Below are 23336 nucleotides of genomic sequence, written 5' to 3'. Positions count from 1 at the left end.
TGGAGGGAGCATTACTATGGAAGACACTTTTTTTCCATTTAATCAAAACTTGCTATCCAGTTTAAACGAGCCCATACTGTTGGTTGATCATAGCGGCACACTTTTGGCAGGGACCAACGCAGCGTATAACATAATAGGCTGTAATAAAGACAACGTTTTAGCTAATCTAAATGACTACTTTGATTTCGAAAAATTGAAGGTTGCAGTAAATCGTACCTGCATTTTGCCACTAAAACGAGATCATGCAACTTTTCTTGAAGCCAAGTGTGTTTTCTTAAAAGAGGCCACTTATGGAATCGTTTTGAAGCCTCTTGTGCTACCAGAAGGCGGGACATTCCAAATTAAAGATACAGCAAAAAAAAGCGAAGGATTACTTATCCTCGCTGGTGACCAAATTATAGATTGTAATGAATCGCTTGCAACGATTTTTCAGTATTCCCGTACCCAACTTAAATCGATTCGACTTGGCGAGCTTCTACAGCTTAATAAAGGAACAATGGACTCGGAGTGGTGGAAGGGAACCGAGAGTGGAATTCTGGCAGGGAAAAAGAGAAATGGCTCTCCGGTTTATATTCAAGTATTAGATTATTCTAGCTATCATGGTAAAGAGGACGCCCGGATTTTTCTCATTAGAAACGTTACAGATCAGGTGAAAAATGAAAAGCGAATCGAATACATGGCATATTATGATGAGCTGACAGATCTACCAAACCGAAACTTTTTTATGAAAATACTTGGTGAAGCGATTAACAATTCTAAGTTAAGAGAAGAACAGCTTGCTGTATATTTTCTTGATATTGATTATTTCAAGGAAATAAATGAAACGCTTGGTTATTCATTTGGTGATAAGTTATTAAAAGCAATAAGTGATAAATTAAAATCTTTTCTAGGGCCAGATACATTCATTGCGAGAATTGGCGGGGATGAATTCCTTTTGCTTCAAAATGGGATAAAAGCGAAGGAGCATGCCGTAAAACTTGCTGAAGATCTGATTGTGGAATTTGAGAGTCCTGTCAAAATAGGAGAACACGACATTTATACGTCTATTAGTATTGGAATTAGCGTCTATCCGAATAATGGAAAATCCCCAGAGGCTCTGTTGACTCACGCTCAATCTGCGATGCATGTAATTAAGGAAAAGCACCGTAACAATTATAAAATGTTTGAAACATCTATTTCTGAGAACTTTAAATCAATGCTCACAATGGAAAGTGACTTACGGAAAGCTCTACAAAAAGAACAGTTTGAATTACATTATCAGCCTCAGAAAAACTTGCTTACAGGGGGAATAGTCGGGATGGAAGCATTACTCCGCTGGAATCATCCAGAAAAAGGGTATATTCCACCACTAGATTTTATTTCTCTTGCAGAACGAACAGGCCTGATAATAGAAATTGGCGACTGGGTTATGTACGAAGCCTGTAGACAAAATAAACTTTTGCAAGGAGAAGGATATAACCCTGTTATTGTGAGTGTTAATTTGTCAGCGAAACAGTTTCACCAAAAAAACCTCGTTACCAAAATAAAGAATACCCTAAAGGAAACGGGGCTAGATCCAAAGTATTTAGAACTAGAAATCACAGAAAGTATGGCAATGACAAACGAGCATTACATTCTAAATACTTTACAGCAATTAAGGGAGCTTGGAGTGCTTGTCTCCATTGATGATTTTGGCACAGGTTACTCATCGTTACGATATTTAAGTGTGTTTCCAGTTACGAAGTTAAAGATTGATAAAACCTTTATGGATGCTTCGCAAAAGCAAAATAAAGCCATCGTAAAGTCAATTATACATATGTCACATTCCTTAAATATGAAAGTAATCGCTGAGGGAGTGGAAACACATGAACAGATTGAATTTCTTAGGGAAGAAAATTGCGATGAAATGCAAGGGTATTATTTTAGTAAACCTTTACCGCCAGCAAAGCTAATTCAAGTGCTAACAGCAGGGTAACAAAAACAAGCTTGCGCTATTATTAAAATAGCCCAAGCTTGTTATTTAATTAGCAATAAAAAGCTGCACCTACAATGATTAAAAGAATAAAAAGCACTACAATTAGTGCAAAGTTATTTCCATAACCACTACCGCCGCCACAACCAGCGCCGCCGAATCCGCCATAGCCGTAACCCATTCTTTTCACCTCCCCTTGTTCTTACAGTTTACTATATGTATATCGTTTAGAATTGTATAGACGAATGCCCAGTTCAAAAAATAAACCTGTTACCACAGGAAGGTAACAGGTAAGAGGGAGGGATTAGTGATCTGTATTATCCATAATCTCAACAATTTTTAGTTGGTCATTTTCATAATCCGTAATAAATTCAAAAGTATGTTTCTTCTTTTCCGTCTTCTCTTTATTTTCTAGTTTGCTCTCAATTTCAACTTCTACTGTTGTTTTAACCGTATTCTCCTCTGTTACATTGCTAGTTAGATCGCTATATTCTAATTTTACAATATGAATATATTCTTCACGAAAGTCTTGATAGGAGGTCTGGGATTGCATATTACTCCCTAGTAGTGTATATGCATTAACATAATCTCTTATATCAATACTTTCTAGAAAATAGTCAATCAGGTACTCTGCATCCTCCATAAATTGTTCAGGGGTGTTTGTGTCAATAATATCTGTTGTGCTTGTAAACTCTAAATTCTCATTCTGGGCCTCATTTGACCACTTTTCGATGTCACCGATTACTTCATTTGTCGGGATGCTAAATCCAATGGTACCATCCTCTGTACCCACAGAATTAATTCCAACAACTTTTCCTGTATTTCTATGAATTAAAGGACCGCCACTATTGCCGTGGGTGATTTGAGCAGAGATTTGATAAACATTAGAGTAATCAAAGCCATCAACCGAGAAATTGCGCTCTGCACCGGAAATGATTCCAAGTGTCACGGTATTTTGAAAACCATGAGGACTACCCAGGGCAATAATTTCATCACCAATCTCTGCATTAAGATCTTTTTCGACTTCTAAATAATTTTTGCCGGCGAGTTGTGGTACACGGATAACCGCAACGTCAAGACTTTCACCAATTCCAACAACAGCAGCAGGATATATTTGTGCGTTAGCCGTTCTAACATATATGGTATCCGCATCACGAATTACGTGAGCATTGGTAATGATATCTCCTTTTTCATTAAATAAGAATCCAGACCCTGTAAGCGTATTCTCATCATTTTGCGCTTCTATTTGAATAACGTTTTTTTCGGCCTCATGAATAATGGATTTAAGATCTAATGTTTCTTCATTAACGTTTACTTTGTTAATAGTAGGATTATTAACAGAGAGTTCTTCATCACTCCAGCTATTGTACATGAAAACACAAAGTACAATTCCAACTGTGAGTAACAACACGGAAAGGATGATAGGAAGATACTTCTTTTTATGCAATAAAAACACCTCTTTTGGGGTAAGTCAGTCTGTGTACCAGGTGATTTTCTGAACCTCTATATTCAGATCATTACCTTTTTCATCTATGTCGAAATGAGTATATTCGAATCTCCCTGTTTCACCGGGGTATAATTTATCCGGAAATACAAACACTTCGTTTGTTTGTATTTCGTTTCCTTCCTTTGTCGTAAGAGAATAACTGATTAAAACTGAATTTACGGGAATGGTGGCGACGCTTTTCACTTCACCTTGTACAACAAGTTTACCTTGTTCGTCTTTTGATAGGTCAACTTCTACAAGTTCAATCGCATCTGTTTCATTCAACTGCCTTTCCTCTTCAGCAGTTGTCATAGCCTGTTCAATTCTTTGTTGTTGGGCCGTTTCGAAGGCGACCTGTTCCTTATCTATAGTTGTCTTAAGACTTCGAAGTTTCTCTGAGTCGGGAGCATATTTCAGTCCATCTTCCACTATCATCTGGGCATCATTGAATTGTTTGCTGTTTAATTGTTCATTCGCTTTAGTATAAGTATAATCTACTATTTGCTCTCGAATGCTTGTGGTTATAGCATTAGCTTCAGTACTATCTATTGCCTCAGCATCCCACAGTAATATTTTTAACTCATCAATGTTTGAATCTTTGTTTAGTACATTCTTTATTTGTTCAAGCTTTATATTATTTCTTGTAGCACCTATGTCGGAAATTAGTTTATTTACTCCTGGCCCATTAAAGGTATTTAGATCACTCTCTGAATCATTAATAAGAGAGAGGGCCTCTTGGTAATTATCTTCTTCCAAAAGCTTTTCGGCCTTTTCTAGGGCGGATTCTGCCTGAATCGCTTTACTTATGAAACTCAGTGAAATCTCTGCTTGCGTGAAATGTGGCTTGTAGTCTAGAGCGGTTTCTAAGGTGTCATTAGCTTTTGCGTAATCCCCTTTTAACACAAGCTCCTCACTCTCGGCATATAATGCCTGCGCTTCATTTGTCTTATTTTCCAGGATTAGATAGAATAATCCCGAAAAAAGAAGTATCGCGAAAAAAACAGAAAGAGGAAGCAACCAAAATTTGTTGAATTTTTTAGAAGTAATAAATCGCTCATTTATATCTAGAGGTAGTTTTTCCCCACAAGTAATACAATAATGTTCGTCGCTTTTTATAGATGATCCGCAATAAGGGCAGTGTAGCATTATGTGCCTCCCAAAATCTCTCGAAGTTTGTCATATAAAATATACTACTTTATTTTATCACATTTTTGCTTTATTTAGGGAGAAGATATTGATATGATGAAAGTGTAACAAATAGGTGATATGATCGAAAGAAGAATTGGGGCAGGGGGTGCATAAGCATGCTTGAAGCAGTATTTGGGATTGTTTGTTTTGGTATCCTATTAATGAATATTGGATTTTGTTTATATGACAATGAGAGATAAAAAAAGACAGACTGCTTGTCTGTCTTTTTAGAGGGAATTAACGTAGCTGAACTCACAGCGCTTTACCTAGTTAGCGACCATTCATCGAATGGGAAGATAATTAATTCTGATCTGCCGATAATATTATCTTCTTCAATAAAGCCAAGGCCATTTCTGCTATCTTTACTGATCGCACGATTATCCCCCATTACAAAGTAATTGTCCTCAGGGACCTCGATTGGTCCATAGCTTCCGGTTTGCATTTCTGCTTCTTCACTAATAAATGTTTGCTCGTATTTTTCACCATTTATATATAGGCTACTACCATTTATTTCAATTGTATCTCCAGGCAATCCAATAACTCGTTTTACATAGTTTTTCAGGGGCCTTTCGATGATGACAATATCTCCACGTTCTGGGTCACCAACGAGATAAACAAACTTATTAAAGATTACTCTTTCCCCATCCTTCAAAGTAGGATCCATACTTTCCCCATCGACTATAGATGTCGCAAATAAGAAGGTACGTAAAAAAAGAGCTATTAAAACAGCAATAATGATGGCTTTGGCCCATTCGAACCATTCATTTTTCTTTTTTCGTTCGGTCACCGAAGACATCCTTTCCAAAATACATTTCTCTATAATAGTAGCATAGTAAGCAATTGTTATCGAGTTTCAAAACCGCTGTAGTTTATGACAAGGAAAATTATTTCACCCTATAAACAATGTGGTATAAAATAACTTGTCACAATCTGTAAATTTATGCTAAAGTAAAGTAAATTAAGTAGAAGGGGGCAGACAAACTACGATAATGTGTGCATCAGACAAACTCTTAAAACGTATTGAATTTCTGCGTAAAAAAATGACCGAAGTCGCTCTGGAAAAAGGTTTCACAAATTTAGAGTCAGTAGCAATCAGTCAAGAACTTGATCGCCTACTGAATCTCTATGACAATATGAAAAAGCAAAATTCTCGTAAAGCCGACTAGATGCCCCTTTCCTTACATTTGCAAAAATCCTTCTAATCGATCTAATGCTTTTTTAATTGTTTCTAAATCATATGCGTAAGATAAACGCATATATCCTTCTCCAACCACTGAAAAGCTACTACCTGGCACTAAAGCAACCTTTCCTTTACGAACAAGCTCCAACCCGAGCTGGAAAGAGTCCATTTCTTTCATGGGAAATTTAGGGAAGAAGTAAAACGCTCCCTCAGGTTTATTAACAGACAGCCCCATAGAAACTAACCTTTTATATACATATTCTCGTCTTTCATTATAGGCTTCCTGCATAATTAACGTATCATTTTTACCATTCGTTAATGCTTCAAGAGCGGCATATTGACTTATGGATGATGCACAAGAAACATTGTACTGATGTACTTTTAATAATTCTTTGGCTAGCCATGATGGTGCAAGTAAATAACCAATTCTAAAGCCTGTCATCGAATGGGACTTGGATAAGCCGTTTACAACAATTGTTTTGTCTCTAATTGATTCAAACGCAGCGATAGAGTAATGTGGTCTTTCATATACTAATTCACTGTAAATTTCATCTGCCAAGATGAAAATATCTTTATCCTTTAATACGGACACCAATTCGTTTAGCTCCTCTTTGGTAAAAGAAGCACCAGTTGGGTTGGAGGGGTAGGGAAGAACAACACATTTCGTTCTATCTGTAATATGATCAACCAAATTCTCTTTTGTAAGTTTAAATGCATCTTTTGTGGTATCCGCATAAACTGCTTTTGCCCCGGCTAGGGTGATGAGTGGCTCGTACCCTGGATAGATAGGTCCTGGTAAAATTACTTCATCTCCACTATTTAAAATCCCCCTAAAAGTAATATCGATGGCTTGAGAAGCACCAGTAGTAACGATGATTTCCTTATCAGGATCATAGCTAATATGATATTTCTCTTCATTATATGCAGCGATAGCCTTTCGTAATTCAAGGATTCCAGCATTGTGTGTATAACCTGTTTTGTTTAAGGACAAGGCGTTTACTGCTGCCTGTTTTATATGTTCAGGTGTATGAAAGTCAGGTTGTCCAATTGTTAGAGAGATAACATCCTCTTCATCCGCCACCATATTAAAAAATTTTCTAATGCCAGATATTTCGATTTGTTTAAGTTTTTGGTTCAACATATGTTCCATTGTAGCCTCCTGCAAATTCATTTTTTCAAATGTTATAAAATGTTCAAAAAATTTAGATCTACTTTTGTTAGAATAGGGTATACTTTTATAGAATACTAAAAGGAGTGTATCATATGCGACCAAAAACGTTAAATTTTGAACAACTTTTTCAACAAAATAAGCAAGAGCTTATGGAAGATAAAAGGGAGTTATCGCAAATCGAAGTCCGGTTGGAAAAAAGACAGTCTGACAATGTCATGTTGAAGAAGGAACGAGCCCTGAACAAGACTTTACAATCTGAATAAAGATGGGGGTTTTTCACCTTTAAAGTTAAAGAAAGTAAAGTATAAAGTTAGGTAAATTAGTGGACAATGCTAAAAAGAGTAGGGAAGGAAGTATAGCATTGTTCTTAAATATAATTGCAAATGTGCAGGAAAGTAAACTAGAAGAATCGAGTTATCTATATATTTTAGTAACAATTGGATTAGCTATCGGGTATCTATTGGTAAGACCAGCTGTGATATGGTTTATTACGAACCGTGTGTTCGATCTTCTAAGTTATATTTTGGTTAGTTTAATTCTCTTTATCGTGCTATCTGCCAGTTATTTTATGCTGGGACTCTCACCAGAAATGTTCCATCTCTTTTTGAAAGTAATACTCCAGGTGTTGGCGTACTTTGGGGCTGGATTAGTTATATGGAATCTAATTAGGGTACTATTTATAAAACATAGTTAATAAAGAACACGAAAAAAAGCAAACGTATAAAGGAAGATACTAAACTTGCGAGATGATGCGAAAGCTTCCGGCACATTTAACAAGGGAAAATGCTTCTCCTTTTCCTTGTCAACTAACTTCATTTAGAAAGTATACCACTTAAAAAATTTCACCAAAATAATTAAATAACATTCGAAACCATGTATGATTTCGAATGTTGTTTAGTCATCGCTCGGCTTTATTGGTTTTTTTATAGGCTATAATGAGTTGGTTCTCCAGAATATTGGGAGTTTATTTGTTGTATTGCTGATTCCCTCGATAATGATTACTCTTCATTTTCAACTTCAAATTCATTGTGCATTGATTCCAACCATGAAAAGACCGGATGAAAGAATTCCTCAGGCGAGCGAACAGATGCGGGTGCTGTTTTCATAACCTTCTGTTTTTCTGCTTCAGGTAATTTTTCATAGGCATCTTTCAAAGTATGGGTTTGATCAGCGTAACGGTGCAGTTCATACATGAAATTTTTCAGTTCAGTCATACGGAAGGCCTCCTTTTACTAAAGGTATACCTTATCTATATAAGTTTGAAACATCACAGCCTATTTAACGGTGTGATTTTCTTCTTGGTGGCCATTCCATTTTTCCCAGCGAAGAGGGAGTATAGTAGGATGATTTTTTGGGTGTGGTAGTCGACGGAGCTTGTGGTTTCCAGTCAATATATTCATAGATTACTTTTTTAGCTTGAGAAAGTGACATTTTGCATTGTGGATTTCGATAATTCTCATCGAGTCCTCCCAAATGTTTTAACTGTTGAAAGTCCTTTTTTGATGGCGGAATATGAAAGTAGTAATCATCTACTTTGACAAGGAGTGTAGAATGCTGATTACTAAACTTTGGATGATCAGAAAAATGTAATCCAACTTTGTTCGCTTTCTTTTCATTTAGAAGGCGATTTATAGTTTCTTTCTTTATATAGTATAGATGTTGTGGTTCAGGTGCAGTTTTTGCATGTCTATTTACAGTGTACAACGCTTTGGCAATATCTCTTAGTTGTTGGTTATGCATGCTCTCTCTCCTTTCTAATACTTTGAACTTTAAAATTAAAATGAATCTGTTGCAAAATTGTTAAACGATCTAATATATAGCTTGTCTACATCCTACCTCAAAGTCTCTCACACCGCAACCAGCATAGGGAGGTTTCTAGTTTATTCTTAAAGAGGGGGATTTTTATAAAGTTCAACTAACAATCAGTGGGGGTTTTCATTCTTCCCCCACTGATTGTTAGTTGAACGAATCGGGGTGTTAACGTCCGTCTACTCCCACTTAAACATCACTGTTTCACCTCATGTTTTGAAGTGGAGTCTTACGGACGGTTGCACCGGGATAAAAAGAGATAGTTGTAGTAAACATAACGCAAAAACTGAACGGTTTATCGAAAATACTCCGAAACCCGCTCAGTCTTTTTATGAAGATTGCTTTTACAAATTGCCCGTTATGCAAAGAAGAAGTTTATCTGTTATAGGTCTTACCTGCTTACGTTCAACGCCTCTACTAATACACTTCTTTTAGATATTGTACGATATTTTCCATTTCTGCTGGTTGTGTCCCATTAAACTTTTTGATCGCATTTCCTTCTGGAGTTACAACGAAAAAGTTGATTCCATGAATCATTTGGTCTGAATCTGGGGCTTCCTCTAACATTGTTTTAAAAGATTTAATAGAAAGTTCTTTGATTTCTTGAAATTCATACCCTGTCAGTAGGTTCCAATTGTCAAAGGAAGCTCCTCTCGAGGCAGCGTATTCTTTTAGTTTTTCCGGGGTATCATGTTTAGGATCAACACTAAATGATACGAACTCTACATCTTCTAACCCTTCGTCTTTAAGCATTTTCTGCAAATCAACCATATTAGATGTCATGTTGGGACAGACAGTCTCACAGTTAGTAAAAATAAAATCAGCAATCCAGAATTTACCTTCCAATTCGTCACTGTCGAATTGTTCATTATCCTGGTTTGTGTATGAGAAATCACTTACTTCGTATGAAAAGTCTCCGTTATAATCTTTTTCACCACAAGCTGCCAATAGTAATATTAATCCGAGGAATAACAAAAGTAATTTAGACCTTGTAGACATATGTATGGCCCCCATTCTTTTAAGATCCCATTAATTTTAGCATGAAGGAGGATAAAAAACCATGTCAAAAATGTAAACGAAAACAGCAGCCGACTAAATAGATCGACTGCATGCTCGTTAGTATGGATTGTAATACGGTTGATAATACGGTGGGCCAGGATTGTAGCCATATCCATACGGATAGTAAGGTACGGGAGGGTACGGAGGATATCCTCCACCTTGGAACGCACCATATAGTAGTGGCCCGAAAGCAAGGCCCGTCAAAAATGGTAGAACAGGGAAAAAACGTGTATCTTCTTGGTCCTGGTGCTGGCGATAAGGCATATAATGGGGATTATACAATATGATCTCCCTTTCATTCTTATATTCCGTATAGTCTATGCAAGCATTACAGGATGGGTTAATATCATTCCTTGTGTAAGGTGTACACGTGAAGTTCTGGTTTACATAAAAAACGATATGGCAAACGGGTAGTACCAATACCACGATTAACAAAAAGTTGTAGGTTTCCGTCATTTAGTAAGTATTTTCCCTCTACGTATTTTTCTGCATACTTTGGTGTATAAAGATGCCCGATAAATGGTAAACGAACCTGTCCTCCATGGCTATGACCTGACAATTGTACATTAACAGAGTAGTCTACTGCTACATCAACAAAATCTGGCTCATGCGCAAGTAATAGCGTGAAAAGGTCGGGATTCACATTTTCTAATGCTTGTCTTAAATTAGGACTGCCAAGCATAACATCATCAATACCCGAAAGAATGATTCGCTCATTGTTTTGTTCGATTACGGAATGCTCGTTCTGTAAGAGGGTAAAGCCTGAAGCCTCCATAACGTCTCTTACTTTTTCTGTTCCGTAACCTCCATGATCATGGTTGCCATAAATCCAAAACTTCCCACGGGGAGCTTCAAGCGATTGAAGAACATTTATTAGATCATTGTTCCATGTATATAGATGGGGTTCATCCACCAAATCGCCAGTAAACACAATAAGATCTGGGTTTATTTCATTTATTCTATTAACAAGCTTTTGTAGTTGTTCTACACTATAGTGAAATCCAATATGTGTATCAGAAAATTGCACAACTTTAAAATCATTAAATGATGCAGGGATTGAAGCATCCATTATTTTCACATTCTGAACTTGTAGCATCCTTGGTTCAATATCCCTGGCGTAATAGTAAGTACCTCCACCTATTCCTATCAGAGCCAGTAAGCTGCCAATTGATCTTTTTAAAAAGGAACGTCGATTCATATGGTCATACCTTTCTATTTCATACGTTAAAAGTAAATTATAACATGTTAAGGCAACAGTTTTTTAAAAAATTTCCCCTAATTAATTGTTCTTTGACTTTGGCTTGGATTCCGAATAGTATGAATAGTAGGAAGGGGAGAAGGGTATGACAATGCAAGGTCAAACAGTTCTCATAACCGGGAGCACAAGTGGTATGGGAAAGCATATGGCTGCGAAATTTGCAGCCGAGGGGTTAAATGTAGTGATAACAGGAAGAGACAATGACAAATTGAAAGCGGTTAAACAGGAATTGCTTGAACAAGTTGGGGGCTCGATTCATGCTATCCAATTAGATGTTAGAGATCCAGATTCTGTTAAAAGAGTCGTGGAGGAATCAGTAGAACATTTTGGAGCTATCAATCATCTCATTAATAATGCAGCTGGTAACTTTATTGTCCCAGCAGAAGAGTTATCGGTTAATGGGTGGAATTCTGTTATTAATATTGTATTAAATGGTACGTTTTATTGTAGCAAAGAAGTGGGGCAGTACTGGATAGAACAGAATATAAAGGGCTCGATTATTAACATGGTAGCAACTTATGCTTGGAATGCGGGAGCAGGTGTAGTTCACTCTTCAGCTGCGAAAGCAGGAGTGTTAAATATGACACGCACATTGGCTGTCGAGTGGGGGACTAAATATGGAATAAGGGTAAATGCGATTGCTCCAGGCCCAATCGAGCGTACAGGAGGGGCAGATAAATTATTCGAATCAGAGGAGGCGGCAAGGCGTACTATCCAATCTGTTCCGTTGAGGAGATTAGGCAAGCCAGAAGAAATTGCAGACCTTGCACATTTTATGCTGTCCGAGAAAGCAGCGTATATGAATGGAGAGGTAATTACTTTAGACGGGGGCCAATGGCTGAATAAGTTTCCTTTCTAAAATCTATCCTATGCTGTGAGTGAAACAAAAGAACCTCCACAGAAAAGTAACGTGGAGGTTCTGGAATAAAAACCTGTAAAACTAATCACAATTATCACAGTTAGAATGAATGGAAGTATTTTCTCCTTCAACTTGGATCGTACAGTGAGAAATATGAAAGGTATTCTTCGCCAAGTTATTTATATTAATAAGCAATTGGTCCCTATCAACGTTGTTCTTAACAACAACATGGCAACTTAATGCTGGAAACTCTGATGTAATGGACCAAACATGTAAATCATGCACATCAGCGATTCCCTCAAGTTTTCCAATAGAATCGTGAAGAGCTGCTACATCGATGTTTGCTGGTTTTCCTTCCATTAATATATGAAGAGAATCCTTTACAATTCTAACCCCGGAAAAAAGGATTAAAGCGGACACGATCACGCTAGCAATTGGATCAGCGATGTTCCAATTGAAAAGCATAATTAATATCCCGGCAATGATGGCTCCTACTGAACCTAATAGGTCTCCGAAAACATGTAAAAGTGCACTTTTAATATTTAAGTTATCATGAGAATCCCCACGCATTAGCATCCAAGCTACTAAAATATTTACAAGTAAACCGATAATAGCTATAACCATCATACCTGCACTCACCTCAGGTGGTTCAAGAAAACGATTATAGGCTTCAAAAAAGATATAGAGCGAAATGACAATGAGAGTTAAACCGTTTATGAATGCTGCGACAATCTCAAATCTCTTGTACCCATATGTTTTATCAGAGGTGGCTTGCTTTTCACCTATTTTAAAGGCAAGTAAGCTTAGCCCCAGTGCTCCAGCATCACTTAGCATATGTCCCGCATCTGATAACAAGGCAAGACTATTTGTTAGGAACCCTCCTATTGCCTCCACAATCATAAACGTAAAAATGGTTACAAAGCTCCAAAATAATACCCTCTTATTCGAGGTGTGATGATGGTGATGTCCCTGGCTATGGTTATGTTCATGGCTATGACCCATTTTATCTCCCCCTTTAACGTATATGTTTTGCATGTTCAATCGATTGTTCCAACAAGTTCATAACATGGTAATCATCTGGAGAATAATAATACTTTGTTTTATCTCGTCTGCTCTTTACTAGACGTAGTTGTTTTAAGTATTTTAGTTGATGTGAAATGGCTGACTGATTCATATCTAATGTTTCTGCAATCTGACTAACAGAACATTCCTCCTGAAATAATAAATGGAGTATTTTTATTCGCGTCGGATCAGCTAGAGCTTTGAAAGTTAAGGAAACATTATCTATTAATGCTTCATCAATTGGAGTATAGTTCAAGTCAATTCCCCCTTACAATATGATCATATGCTCATATTGTAATATAAGTGCGTTTTAATAATCAAGGCACATGGTAAGATATTTTTTCTATTTGTTCAGTTATGGTAAACTGAACATGTAAATGGAAATTTTTACGCTTGTCGTGTAAACGGAAAATTGTTGTTAACTGTGAAGATAGATGTAAAAGGAGCGCATGCTATGAGTATGATTCAAGCTAATCAATTAACTGCTGGTACAGTAGGTGATTTAATGATTTCTTCAGAGAAGGTAGCCCATGTTCAAGTAAACAATCCGTTGGAACATGCTTTACTCGTCTTAGTAAAATCTGGCTACTCAGCTGTCCCGGTTTTGGATCCTTCCTATCGACTAAAAGGTACGATCGGTAAGACGAAAATATTGAATGAAATTCTTGGTCTGGAACGATTTGAGATGGAGAAGCTTGCTCACATGGAAGTTAAAGATATTATGAATGAAGGTCTTCCTTGCTTAAAAAAGGAAGATAATATAATGGATGGATTAAATGCAGTTATTGATCACCCTTTCGTTTGCGTAGTAGACGAAGAAGGATACTTTGATGGAATCTTAACAAGAAGAGCAATCCTCAAAAAGCTTAAGAAAGATATCTATACATCATTATATGAATAATAATATAGTAGGCGGTGACTCTCTATAATGCATACAGATGAGTCACCGTTTTTTTACAGGTTAAGAAGCATAAAATGTTAGCTAGGAAGCATGGTTGGAATTTTGAAATGCCCGTATAAGAAATACATACACATTCATAAAAGACGAGCGAATGCGAGTTTCTCTAATACAGAATAGTTTATAATTGCTTGAGGAAAAGGCGTCTGCTAAAGTAAAGATAGTATAGTATTAGGAGGAAAAGATATTGAACATGATGGATGCAAATGAAATTATTAGTTTTATCTCGAATAGTAAAAAGAGTACACCAGTGAAAGTCTACATAAAAGGTGAGAATCTGGATGCATTAGAATTTGGTGAGAGTATCCAGGCCTTCGTTGAAAATAAAAGTGGTGTTTTATTTGGTGAGTGGGATGCTATTAAGGCAGTCTTGGAACAAAATAAGGCCGTTGTATTAGACTATGTTGTAGAAAATGACAGAAGAAACTCTGCAATCCCGTTATTAGATCTAAAGGGAATTAACGCTAGAATCGAACCAGGAGCAGTTATTAGAGACCAAGTAGAAATTGGTGATGGCTGTGTCATTATGATGGGGGCTATGATTAACATCGGATCAGCGATAGGCGCAGGCACGATGATTGATATGAATGCTGTACTTGGTGGAAGAGCGACAGTAGGTAAAAATTGCCACATAGGGGCTGGAACAGTACTTGCAGGAGTTATTGAACCACCTTCAGCAAAACCTGTTGTTATCGAAGATGATGTAGTGATAGGTGCAAATGTAGTTGTTCTGGAAGGAGTAACTGTTGGCAAAGGGGCGATTGTCGCTGCTGGAGCTATCGTTACAAAGGATGTTGCGCCAAATACACTTGTTGCAGGTACACCGGCAAAAGTACTTAAAGAAATTGATGAGAGCACCAAATCTAAGACAGAAATCAAGCAAGAACTTCGTAAGCTTGATAATTAAGCGGGTGAAACAATGAGTGATGAAACACTACGTTCGATACGGCGAGAATTACACCAAATACCCGAACTAGGATTTCAGGAAACAAAAACCCAGCAGTATTTATTGGATAAGTTGACAGAATGGCAGACAGAACGGGTCCAAGTAAAAAAATGGAAGACTGGTTTGCTAGTCCGAATAGCAGGTACCAATCCGAAAAAAACAATAGGATTTCGGTCTGATATAGATGCGCTTCCTATCACAGAAGATACTGGACTTGCCTTTTCTTCCACTCACGCAGGAAGAATGCATGCATGTGGGCATGACTTCCATATGACAATTGCACTTGGGTCTATCCATTATTTTGTTGAGAACCCGCCAGTAGATAATCTGTTATTTGTTTTTCAACCAGCAGAGGAAGGTCCAGGGGGCGCTTTACCCATGCTCCAATCTGATGTGTTCCAAGCGTGGTTACCAGATATCATTTTTGCGCTACACATTGCACCAGAGCTACCAGTAGGAACCGTATCGAGCAAGGAAGGATTACTTTTCGCTAATACGAGTGAATTGTTCATTGATTTTAAAGGGAAAGGCGGCCATGCTGCGTATCCCCACTTAGCCAAGGATATGACGGTTGCGGCCAGTCAATTTGTTGTGCAACTCCAACAGATTATTTCCAGAGGAATTGACCCATTGGAGAGCGCCCTTATTACGATAGGCAAGATGGAAAGTGGCTATGTACAAAATGCCATTGCAGAAACGGCCAGACTAGAAGGTACAATTCGAACCCTTAGTCCGGAAACCATGCCAATTATTAAGGACAAGCTACAAAGACTAATGGATGGTTTTTCCCTCGCTTATGAGTGTGAGATAGATGTCGATTATGGAGCAAACTATTACCAAGTATATAATGATGCTTCCTATGTACATCTCTTTTCCAAAGTAATGAAAGAAAACGATATTAAATTTGATACAGCGCCTGCAGCGATGACGGGAGAGGACTTTGGCTACATGCTAAAAGAGATTCCTGGGTTTATGTTTTGGCTTGGGGTTTCCTCACCTTGCGGGCTCCATCATGCGCAACTTAATCCAAATGAGGACGCCTTATCTGTTGGTGTAAAGGCAGTGGTGCAAACCATTGCAGAATTAACAGTGTATGATGTATAACATTAATCTGAATGCAGAAACTATATAGGAGATTTTCTATATAGGAGGCTGTACAATGGCTCGAATTGGTGTTGAAGGTACGTTGTCTGATGTTAAAGCGGCCCTCATGGAAATGGGGCATGAAGTTGTTGACCTAAAATCAGCAGAGGATGCAGCATATTGTGATTGCTGTGTGATTTCTGGCCAGGATAAGGATCTAATGGGAATGGCAGATACGACTATTTCTGGGCCTGTCATAAATGCACAGGGTACAAATGCAGCTGCAGTGTGTGATCAGGTAAACCAAAAGTTTAGCTGATAATAAAGGTTTTTGAAGGCACAGAGCTCTCCTTATAGGAGGGCTTTTCTTTTTTTGGAGAGTAGGTATTATCGTTTTATTTCAAACATTATTAGAATTACTCTCTATAGGCACCAAAGTGGAGTTGTACGACATATAGATAGAAGGAATAAGGAATAAAATAAGGAGGTTCGTTATGCAATTACGAGAATCTATTCCGGATCTTTCAGGTGCAACAAATTGGCTTTATCAGGAAATTAGAAAAGAAGAATTAGAACATGGTATTCCCGTTCTTATACATTTTTGGTCTGTGAGCTGTGATTCCTGTAAACGGAATATTCCAGTTTTAAACTCTGTTATGGAAGCCCATAAGGGGAAAATTCAAGTCATCGCGGTTCATATGCCACGTTCCGAGAAGGATAAAGATCTTGAGCAAGTTGTCCAACAAGCCCAAAAATATAATATCGCACAACCAATTGCAATCGATGACCAATATTCTTTATCCCATTCTTTTGCTGTTCGGACAGTGCCTGCTTATTTTTTGTTCGATGGGGAAGGGCAACTGAGATATAAACAGACTAGTGGCTCTGCAAGGTTACTAAAAAAGCGCATTGAGCGATTTGTTGATTAAGTTTCATGATTAGGCTTTATCGCAGTTGTGAAGTCACTTCAACAGAGTAGCCAATACGATTAGCTTTTATAAAGGCATCAAGGAAGCACTTATCTATAGGGTAAGTGCTTCCTTGATGCCTTTTTATATTCTTTTGTCGACGATGAATTTCTGTTTAGCACTACATAAGAAGTAAAAATAACCTAACTTGAAAAATAATTTAAAAAATTAAGCAAAAGCAGTAGATATTTATTTCGGAACCCGTTATATTAGTAATTACGGAAATAAACATCCTGAGGGAGGGAACAACTTGAATACGTTTAAAAAGCTAAAGCAGTTTTATTGGCCGTATAAGAAATATTTTATTCTATCGCTAGTATTTCTTATTTTTGTAACGGCTATCACAGTAGTTTATCCAATTATACTGCAACAAACCATTGACAATGTTGTCTATGAGGATCAATACTCTCTGATTCCTTACATTGCAGGAATCTTTATCCTTTTAATGATTGTCAAAGGTTTTGCAACCTATTTTCATCAGTATTTGGGAGATTTATTTGGAATAGTTTCTGTTTATAAACTCCGAAATGCACTGTATGGAAAGTTACAGACATTATCATTTAAATACTATGATAATGCTAAAACAGGTGACATCATGTCTAGAATGACAGCTGATGTGGAAGGTTTTCGTTTCTTTCTGTCAGCGGGCTTTGCAGAATTAATCCGGATTGTATTATTAATCGGACTTAGTTTAGCAGTTATGTTTTACTATTCCATTCCACTAGCACTGGTAACAATGGCAGCGATGCCTTTTCTAATTATCGTCGTATTTAAGTTCGATAAACGGGTTCACCCTGCATTTAGAAAGATTAGAAAGTCCTTTGGTAAACTTAACACTAGAGTTCAGGAAAATATTAGTGGCATGAATACAGTGAAATCATTATCAAGAGAGGACTTCGAGATTGGGCGATTCTCCAAAAATAACGATAACTACCGACAGAATTATCTAAAGACGTCGTACATTTGGGCGAAGTATTTTCCATTAATGGAATTCATAGGGGACGTATGTGCTGTAGCCTTACTGACCTTTGGAGGATATCTTGTTATTTCAGGAAGCCTAGCGCCTGGTGAACTTGTCGCATTCTTCAGTTTGGTTTGGTATATTATGGGGCCATTGATGAACCTAGGGTTTGTCGTAAATCAGTTTTCTCAAGCCAAAGCCTCTGGAGAAAGACTACTTGAAATCCTTGAGGCTAAAGAAGATATTGTAGAAAAAGAAAATGCTCTTCAAACGGATATTAAAGGCCATGTTACGTTTAAAGATGTAACACTTACCTATATAGAGGATGATGATGCAGCACTAAAAAACATCTCATTTGATGCACCTCCTGGTAAAGTTATTGGATTGATCGGCGCTACGGGATCAGGTAAAACAAGTATTACGCAATTGATTACCCGTTTTTACGAAGCAGAAAAAGGTGACGTACTAATTGATGGCCGTCCAGTAGTTGATTATGAACTCAAAAAACTGAGAAGCAGCATTGGTTTCGTCTTACAGGAACCTTTCTTATTCTCAACGTCAATCAGGGAAAATATTGCATATGGAAATCCCAATGTGACAGATGAGCAAGTGATTGATGCTGCAAAACGTGCGCAAGCTCATGAATTTATTATGGAAATGCCGAAAGGATACGATACGATGCTAGGAGAGAGGGGGATGGGACTCTCAGGTGGCCAGAAACAACGTATTGCCATTGCTCGTGCAATCTGTGTGGATCCAAGCATCCTCGTACTAGATGACGCTACCTCAGCAGTGGATATGGAGACAGAATTTAAAATACAAAAGGCCCTTAAGGAAGTAATGAAGGGGAGGACTTCTTTCATTATTGCTCACAGGATATCTTCTCTAAAGCATGCGGATGAAATATTAGTACTTGAAGATGGAAAAATCGTGGAACGAGGCGTACACGATGAGTTAGTTTCAAATAACGGAACATATCAACGTATATATGATATTCAATACCAGGACCGGGAAGCAATTCTGGGAACCGTACAAATATAAAGGGGGGATTCGATGGCGAATACTAGTAACGCTAAAGATAAAAACAGACATCTAACGCGATTTCACTATACGGTTGATCAGGCAATTGAAAAACAATTTAACTGGACACAGATGATGCGTTTGCTCGTCTATCTGAAACCATATTCGAAAAATTATTTACCTGCGGCGATCATTGCCATGATGATATCTACGGCAGTTAGACTAACTGTACCAATTTTAATTGGTAAGGTCGCGATTGATGTTGCCATAAAAAACCAGGATACCACAATGTTAACCTATCTCGTGGTTGGCATCGGCCTTCTTTATTTAGTAAGCTTTGTAGGAAACACCTTCCGAATTAAGTGGGTAAATATTCTCGGTCAAAATGTTATTTATGACCTTAGACAACATTTGTTTTCTCATGTGCAACGTTTATCACATCGCTTTTTTGATTCGCGATCAGCGGGATCAATTCTTGTAAGAATTATGAATGATATCAATTCATTACAGGAATTATTTACAAATGGAATCATTAACCTGCTAATGGATGTTGTGACATTAATCGGCATTATCGTTATCTTATTTGTATTAAGTCCAAAGCTCGCACTTGCTATCATGGTTATATTGCCGATCATGTTCTATATTTCTACTAAGTTGCGAAGAAATATCCGTCGCTCATGGCAAGAAGTGCGCATTCAGCAATCCAGGATGAACTCGCATTTAAATGAGGGTCTCCAAGGAATGCGAATTACACAATCTTTTTCACAAGAAAAGGAGAATGGGGAATATTTTAATGGTGTGAACCATGGTTTCTTTGAAAGTTTTCGTGGTGCTTCAAAGAAGAGTGCGATGTTTAGACCACTCGTTGAGATGTGTAATGCAGTTGGTACAGTTATATTAATTGCTTATGGAGCACATCTTATATTACTCGGTGAAGCGAATGGCGGCATCGAACTCGGAACGTTTGTAACATTTGCCTTTTTCCTCGGCATGTTCTGGGAACCAATTTCACGTCTTGGGCAAATGTACAATCAACTTTTAATGGCAATGGCAGCCTCGGAAAGGATTTTTGAGTTTCTTGATGAAAAGCCAAACGTTGACGAAAAGGAAAATTCTTATAACATTGAACAAATGAAGGGACATATTGAGTTCGATAAAGTGGAGTTCTCTTATGAAGAAGGAAGAATTGCTCTCCATGAAATATCCCTTGATATCAAGCAAGGCCAAACAATCGCCCTTGTGGGACATACGGGGAGTGGGAAATCGACTATTGCTAACTTAATTAGTAGGTTCTATGACCCTACTAAAGGGGTTGTAAAGATTGATGGGCATGATTTACGAGATGTTAAAATCAATAGCCTTCGTCAAAAAATCAGTGTTGTTTTACAGGATACCTTTATTTTTTCTGGAACCATAATGGAAAATATCCGTTTCGGTAAACCTAACGCAACGGATGAGGAAGTCATGGAAGCAGCTAAAGTAGTTGGAGCAGATGACTTCATTCAGCGGTTGGGAGAAGGATATGCTACTGAAGTTGAAGAAAGAGGAAGTATCTTATCAGCAGGGGAGAGACAATTACTTTCCTTTGCTAGAGCACTTTTAGCGGACCCAACTATCCTCATTTTGGACGAAGCGACAGCAAGTATTGACACTGAAACAGAAGTGAAAATACAAAAGGCGTTGAATAGGTTGCTTAAGGGTAGAACAGCAATTATTATTGCGCACCGATTATCTACAATCAGAGAATCGGATAATATTTTTGTGCTAGAAAATGGAAAAGTGCTCGAAAACGGAAACCATGAGGAATTGATGGCTAAGCGCGGAGAGTACTTTGGATTAGTGAAATCACAGTTCCAAATGCTTGATGCAATGTAAAATTGGAAGGAGCAACTCGAAAAGAGGTTGCTCCTTTTTCGTTTCATCATGTATGATAGCTATATCGACAAAGTTGAGTGATGGAGGAAAAATAATGAAACGTGATTATGCAGTAATCGGATTAGGAAGATTTGGGGGAAGTATTTGCCGTGAATTAAGCATGGAAGGAATGGAAGTACTGGTAATTGATAATGATGAAGATAAAATCAATGAATATAAAAATATAGCCTCTCATGCGGTAATCGCAGATGCTACGGATGAAGCTTCATTAAAAGAGTTAGGTATTAAAAATATTGACCATGTTATTGTAGCTATTGGAGATAATATCCAGGCAAGTATTTTGACTACTGTTATCCTTACTGATCTAGGCATTAAGAAAATTACAGTGAAAGCACAAAATGATTATCACGAAAAAATCCTCAACAAAATTGGGGCAGACAATGTTGTTCACCCAGAACGAGACATGGGGAAACGAATCGCCCATAATATAATCTCCAATAATATACTCGATTATTTGGAGCTTTCAGATGATCATAGCATTGTAGAGGTAAAAGCTGGTCAGAAAATGGTTGGCAAGACGTTGATTGATCTAGATATTCGTGCGAACTATGGCTGTAACGTTGTAGCGATTAAGCAAGGGAAGGACATTAATGTGTCTCCTGCAGCAGAGGATGTCCTTGTAGAAGAGGACGTGCTAATTGTAATAGGTTCAGACAAGGATATTTCTCGTTTTGAGAAAAATCTTGTTATCGAAGATTAAGTTAGATTTATTTCGCTGACTTAATATATGAAAAAGCCCGGGAACGATTCCCGGGCTTTTTGCATATAAAGATTAAACTTCCATAATAATCGGTAGAACCATTGGTCTACGTTTTGTCTTTTCATAAAGGAATGGTGCAATGGTATCTGTAATTTCATTTTTAATTTCAGACCACTGTGTTGTTCTACGTTCCATTACTTTATTCAAATGATTGGAGACAAGCTTCTGCGCTTCATTGATAAGGTCTTCTGATTCTCTCATATAGACGAATCCACGTGAAATAATATCAGGACCTGCAGAGATCTTAAACTCCTTCATATTAATACTAACAACAACGATTACTAAACCTTCCTCAGAAAGGATACGACGGTCACGTAATACAATGTTTCCAATGTCGCCAATTCCGCTTCCATCTACGTAAACAGATCCTGAAGGTATTTTACCTGCAATAATAGCATTATCCTTACCTAATGCAAGAACATCTCCATTATCCATTACGAAGGAATTATCTTGATCTACAGCACATACTTCTGCCAGCTTGGTGTGTTCCTTTAACATACGGTATTCACCGTGGATTGGCATAAAGTATTTTGGCTGAATTAATCGTAACATTAGTTTTTGTTCTTCTTGACTACCATGACCTGAGGTATGGATGTTGCTTAGTTTCCCATGAATTACATCTGCTCCGGCACGGTAAAGTTTATTAATCGTTCTACCAACACTTACTGTATTTCCAGGGATTGGTGAAGAAGAGAATACAACAGTGTCACCAGGAATGATTTGTATTTGCCTGTGTGTACCATTCGCGATACGTGAGAGGGCAGCCATTGGCTCACCTTGTGACCCGGTACATAAAATCGTAACTTCATTTGCAGGAAGACGGTTTATTTGATTAGCTTCAATAAACGTATCTTTGGGCGCTTGAATATAGCCTAACTCCTGCCCGAGATTAATTGCCGATTCCATGCTACGGCCAAAAACAGCAACTTTGCGGTTGTGCTTAACTGCCGCTTCTACAACTTGTTGGAGACGGTAGATATTAGAAGCAAATGTAGCAAATATTAATCTGCCATCCACTCTGCTGAAAATATCATGAATGTTAGACCCGACTACCTTTTCTGACATTGTAAAACCAGGTACTTCACTATTTGTACTATCAGAAAGTAAGCAAAGTACGCCTTCTTTGCCTATTTCTGCCATTCTGGAAAGGTTTGCAGGTTCCCCGACAGGTGTGAAATCAAATTTAAAATCACCAGTGTGTACAATATTTCCAGGAGGTGTCTTAACGACTACTCCATAAGAATCAGGGATACTGTGTGTTGTACGGAAAAAGCTTACAGATGTTTTACGGAATTTTATAACATCATCTTCTTGAATTGGGTTTAATTTTGCATTTCTTAATAGTCCATGTTCATCCAGTTTATTTCTGATTAATCCTAGTGCAAGTTTCCCTGCATAAATCGGCACGTTAATTTCACGGAGAAGATATGGTATTCCACCAATATGGTCTTCATGTCCGTGTGTAATGATTAATCCTTTAATTTTATCTTGGTTTTGCACAAGGTACGTGTAATCAGGAATAACATAGTCAATACCTAATAGTTCGTCTTCTGGGAATTTAATTCCAGCATCAATTAAAATAATCTCATCCTGGAACTGCACCCCATAGGTATTCTTTCCTATTTCACCTAATCCGCCAAGTGCAAAAACTGCTGCTTGGTCATTCTTAACAAATTTCATGT

General features: G+C 37.6%; 25 protein-coding genes and 1 pseudogene. 14 read left to right on the top strand and 12 right to left on the bottom strand.

The window, feature by feature from the left end:
* Positions 1-16: 16 nt before the first annotated feature.
* A complete protein-coding gene (locus tag AC6CHS_RS04650; protein WP_498234431.1) occupies positions 17-1954 on the top strand; it encodes a putative bifunctional diguanylate cyclase/phosphodiesterase in 1938 nt (645 codons plus the stop codon).
* Positions 1955-2003: 49 nt separating this feature from the next.
* On the opposite strand, the pseudogene AC6CHS_RS04645 reads toward AC6CHS_RS04650, so the two are convergent.
* The 4 genes and pseudogenes from AC6CHS_RS04645 to lepB all read right to left on the bottom strand — a co-directional run.
* Positions 2004-2081: pseudogene (locus AC6CHS_RS04645) on the bottom strand (YjcZ family sporulation protein); the annotation flags it as partial.
* A 174-nt stretch (positions 2082-2255) separates the two neighbouring features.
* A complete protein-coding gene (locus AC6CHS_RS04640; RefSeq protein ID WP_498234429.1) occupies positions 2256-3407 on the bottom strand; it encodes a S1C family serine protease in 1152 nt (383 codons plus the stop codon).
* A gap of 15 nt (positions 3408-3422) precedes the next feature.
* Positions 3423-4583 (bottom strand): zinc ribbon domain-containing protein, encoded by a 1161-nt coding sequence (locus AC6CHS_RS04635; RefSeq protein ID WP_498234427.1) that lies wholly within the window; start codon positions 4581-4583, stop codon positions 3423-3425.
* Between the two features lie 304 nt (positions 4584-4887).
* Positions 4888-5412, bottom strand: coding sequence for a signal peptidase I (gene lepB / locus AC6CHS_RS04630; protein ID WP_498234426.1), 525 nt, complete (start codon positions 5410-5412; stop codon positions 4888-4890).
* Positions 5413-5614: 202 nt separating this feature from the next.
* Between lepB and AC6CHS_RS04625 the strand changes: the two genes are divergently transcribed.
* Positions 5615-5791 (top strand): Spo0E family sporulation regulatory protein-aspartic acid phosphatase, encoded by a 177-nt coding sequence (locus AC6CHS_RS04625; protein ID WP_498234424.1) that lies wholly within the window; start codon positions 5615-5617, stop codon positions 5789-5791.
* 12 nt (positions 5792-5803) lie between these two features.
* Here AC6CHS_RS04625 and AC6CHS_RS04620 read toward each other — a convergent pair whose 3' ends face one another.
* Complete coding sequence (locus tag AC6CHS_RS04620) at positions 5804-6955, bottom strand: aminotransferase A (RefSeq protein ID WP_498234422.1); 1152 nt, start codon at positions 6953-6955, stop codon at positions 5804-5806.
* 113 nt (positions 6956-7068) lie between these two features.
* On the opposite strand from AC6CHS_RS04620, the gene AC6CHS_RS04615 reads away from it, so the two are divergent.
* Positions 7069-7239 carry an FbpB family small basic protein gene (locus AC6CHS_RS04615; RefSeq protein ID WP_498234420.1) on the top strand — a complete coding sequence of 57 codons (171 nt, stop codon included), beginning with the start codon at positions 7069-7071 and terminating at the stop codon, positions 7237-7239.
* A gap of 98 nt (positions 7240-7337) precedes the next feature.
* Positions 7338-7670, top strand: a complete 333-nt coding sequence (locus tag AC6CHS_RS04610; protein ID WP_498234418.1) for a hypothetical protein — start codon at positions 7338-7340, stop codon at positions 7668-7670.
* Between the two features lie 304 nt (positions 7671-7974).
* Here AC6CHS_RS04610 and AC6CHS_RS04605 read toward each other — a convergent pair whose 3' ends face one another.
* The 3 genes from AC6CHS_RS04605 to AC6CHS_RS04595 all read right to left on the bottom strand — a co-directional run bounded on the left by AC6CHS_RS04605 (position 7975) and on the right by AC6CHS_RS04595 (position 9784).
* Positions 7975-8190, bottom strand: a complete 216-nt coding sequence (locus AC6CHS_RS04605; protein WP_498234416.1) for a hypothetical protein — start codon at positions 8188-8190, stop codon at positions 7975-7977.
* 64 nt (positions 8191-8254) lie between these two features.
* On the bottom strand, positions 8255-8716 hold the full coding sequence (locus AC6CHS_RS04600) for a YkyB family protein (RefSeq protein ID WP_498234415.1): 462 nt from the start codon (positions 8714-8716) through the stop codon (positions 8255-8257).
* A 486-nt stretch (positions 8717-9202) separates the two neighbouring features.
* Complete coding sequence (locus AC6CHS_RS04595; protein WP_498234413.1) at positions 9203-9784, bottom strand: SCO family protein; 582 nt, start codon at positions 9782-9784, stop codon at positions 9203-9205.
* A 122-nt stretch (positions 9785-9906) separates the two neighbouring features.
* Here AC6CHS_RS04595 and AC6CHS_RS04590 point away from each other — a divergent pair, with 122 nt between their 5' ends.
* Positions 9907-10131: a hypothetical protein gene (locus AC6CHS_RS04590; RefSeq protein WP_498234411.1), complete on the top strand. Its 225-nt coding sequence runs from the start codon at positions 9907-9909 to the stop codon at positions 10129-10131.
* Between the two features lie 59 nt (positions 10132-10190).
* Here the strand turns inward: AC6CHS_RS04590 and AC6CHS_RS04585 are convergent, their stop codons facing one another.
* Entirely contained in the window at positions 10191-11042 is an 852-nt protein-coding gene (locus AC6CHS_RS04585; protein ID WP_498234409.1) for a metallophosphoesterase, read from the bottom strand.
* 151 nt (positions 11043-11193) lie between these two features.
* On the opposite strand from AC6CHS_RS04585, the gene fadH reads away from it, so the two are divergent.
* The gene (gene fadH / locus AC6CHS_RS04580) at positions 11194-11961 is read left to right on the top strand and encodes a 2,4-dienoyl-CoA reductase (protein ID WP_036576329.1); all 768 of its coding nucleotides are present in this window, start codon (positions 11194-11196) and stop codon (positions 11959-11961) included.
* A gap of 81 nt (positions 11962-12042) precedes the next feature.
* Here the strand turns inward: fadH and AC6CHS_RS04575 are convergent, their stop codons facing one another.
* Together AC6CHS_RS04575 and AC6CHS_RS04570 are read right to left on the bottom strand one after the other, a co-directional pair.
* On the bottom strand, positions 12043-12963 hold the full coding sequence (locus AC6CHS_RS04575) for a cation diffusion facilitator family transporter (protein ID WP_498234407.1): 921 nt from the start codon (positions 12961-12963) through the stop codon (positions 12043-12045).
* Between the two features lie 13 nt (positions 12964-12976).
* The gene (locus AC6CHS_RS04570; RefSeq protein ID WP_498234564.1) at positions 12977-13285 is read right to left on the bottom strand and encodes an ArsR/SmtB family transcription factor; all 309 of its coding nucleotides are present in this window, start codon (positions 13283-13285) and stop codon (positions 12977-12979) included.
* A 192-nt stretch (positions 13286-13477) separates the two neighbouring features.
* On the opposite strand from AC6CHS_RS04570, the gene cbpB reads away from it, so the two are divergent.
* The 8 genes from cbpB (at position 13478) to AC6CHS_RS04530 (ending at position 21594) form a co-directional block, all read left to right on the top strand.
* Positions 13478-13924: a cyclic-di-AMP-binding protein CbpB gene (gene cbpB / locus AC6CHS_RS04565; protein WP_379550579.1), complete on the top strand. Its 447-nt coding sequence runs from the start codon at positions 13478-13480 to the stop codon at positions 13922-13924.
* 244 nt (positions 13925-14168) lie between these two features.
* Positions 14169-14888, top strand: coding sequence for a 2,3,4,5-tetrahydropyridine-2,6-dicarboxylate N-acetyltransferase (gene dapD / locus AC6CHS_RS04560; RefSeq protein ID WP_498234405.1), 720 nt, complete (start codon positions 14169-14171; stop codon positions 14886-14888).
* A 12-nt stretch (positions 14889-14900) separates the two neighbouring features.
* Entirely contained in the window at positions 14901-16031 is a 1131-nt protein-coding gene (locus tag AC6CHS_RS04555; protein WP_498234403.1) for an N-acetyldiaminopimelate deacetylase, read from the top strand.
* Between the two features lie 55 nt (positions 16032-16086).
* Complete coding sequence (locus tag AC6CHS_RS04550) at positions 16087-16329, top strand: YkuS family protein (protein WP_379550572.1); 243 nt, start codon at positions 16087-16089, stop codon at positions 16327-16329.
* Between the two features lie 175 nt (positions 16330-16504).
* The gene (locus tag AC6CHS_RS04545) at positions 16505-16939 is read left to right on the top strand and encodes a TlpA family protein disulfide reductase (protein ID WP_498234401.1); all 435 of its coding nucleotides are present in this window, start codon (positions 16505-16507) and stop codon (positions 16937-16939) included.
* Between the two features lie 289 nt (positions 16940-17228).
* Positions 17229-18980, top strand: coding sequence for an ABC transporter ATP-binding protein (locus AC6CHS_RS04540; RefSeq protein WP_498234399.1), 1752 nt, complete (start codon positions 17229-17231; stop codon positions 18978-18980).
* 12 nt (positions 18981-18992) lie between these two features.
* A complete protein-coding gene (locus AC6CHS_RS04535) occupies positions 18993-20834 on the top strand; it encodes an ABC transporter ATP-binding protein (protein WP_498234397.1) in 1842 nt (613 codons plus the stop codon).
* A 94-nt stretch (positions 20835-20928) separates the two neighbouring features.
* On the top strand, positions 20929-21594 hold the full coding sequence (locus AC6CHS_RS04530; protein ID WP_498234395.1) for a potassium channel family protein: 666 nt from the start codon (positions 20929-20931) through the stop codon (positions 21592-21594).
* 72 nt (positions 21595-21666) lie between these two features.
* Here AC6CHS_RS04530 and rnjA read toward each other — a convergent pair whose 3' ends face one another.
* Positions 21667-23334: a ribonuclease J1 gene (rnjA, locus tag AC6CHS_RS04525; protein WP_498234393.1), complete on the bottom strand. Its 1668-nt coding sequence runs from the start codon at positions 23332-23334 to the stop codon at positions 21667-21669.
* Between the last annotated feature and the right edge of the window lie 2 nt (positions 23335-23336).

The organism is Oceanobacillus sp. GQ8 (genome assembly GCF_059758495.1).
Note: the sequence above shows the minus strand (reverse complement) of the source record. Positions and strands in the feature narration are given on the sequence as shown.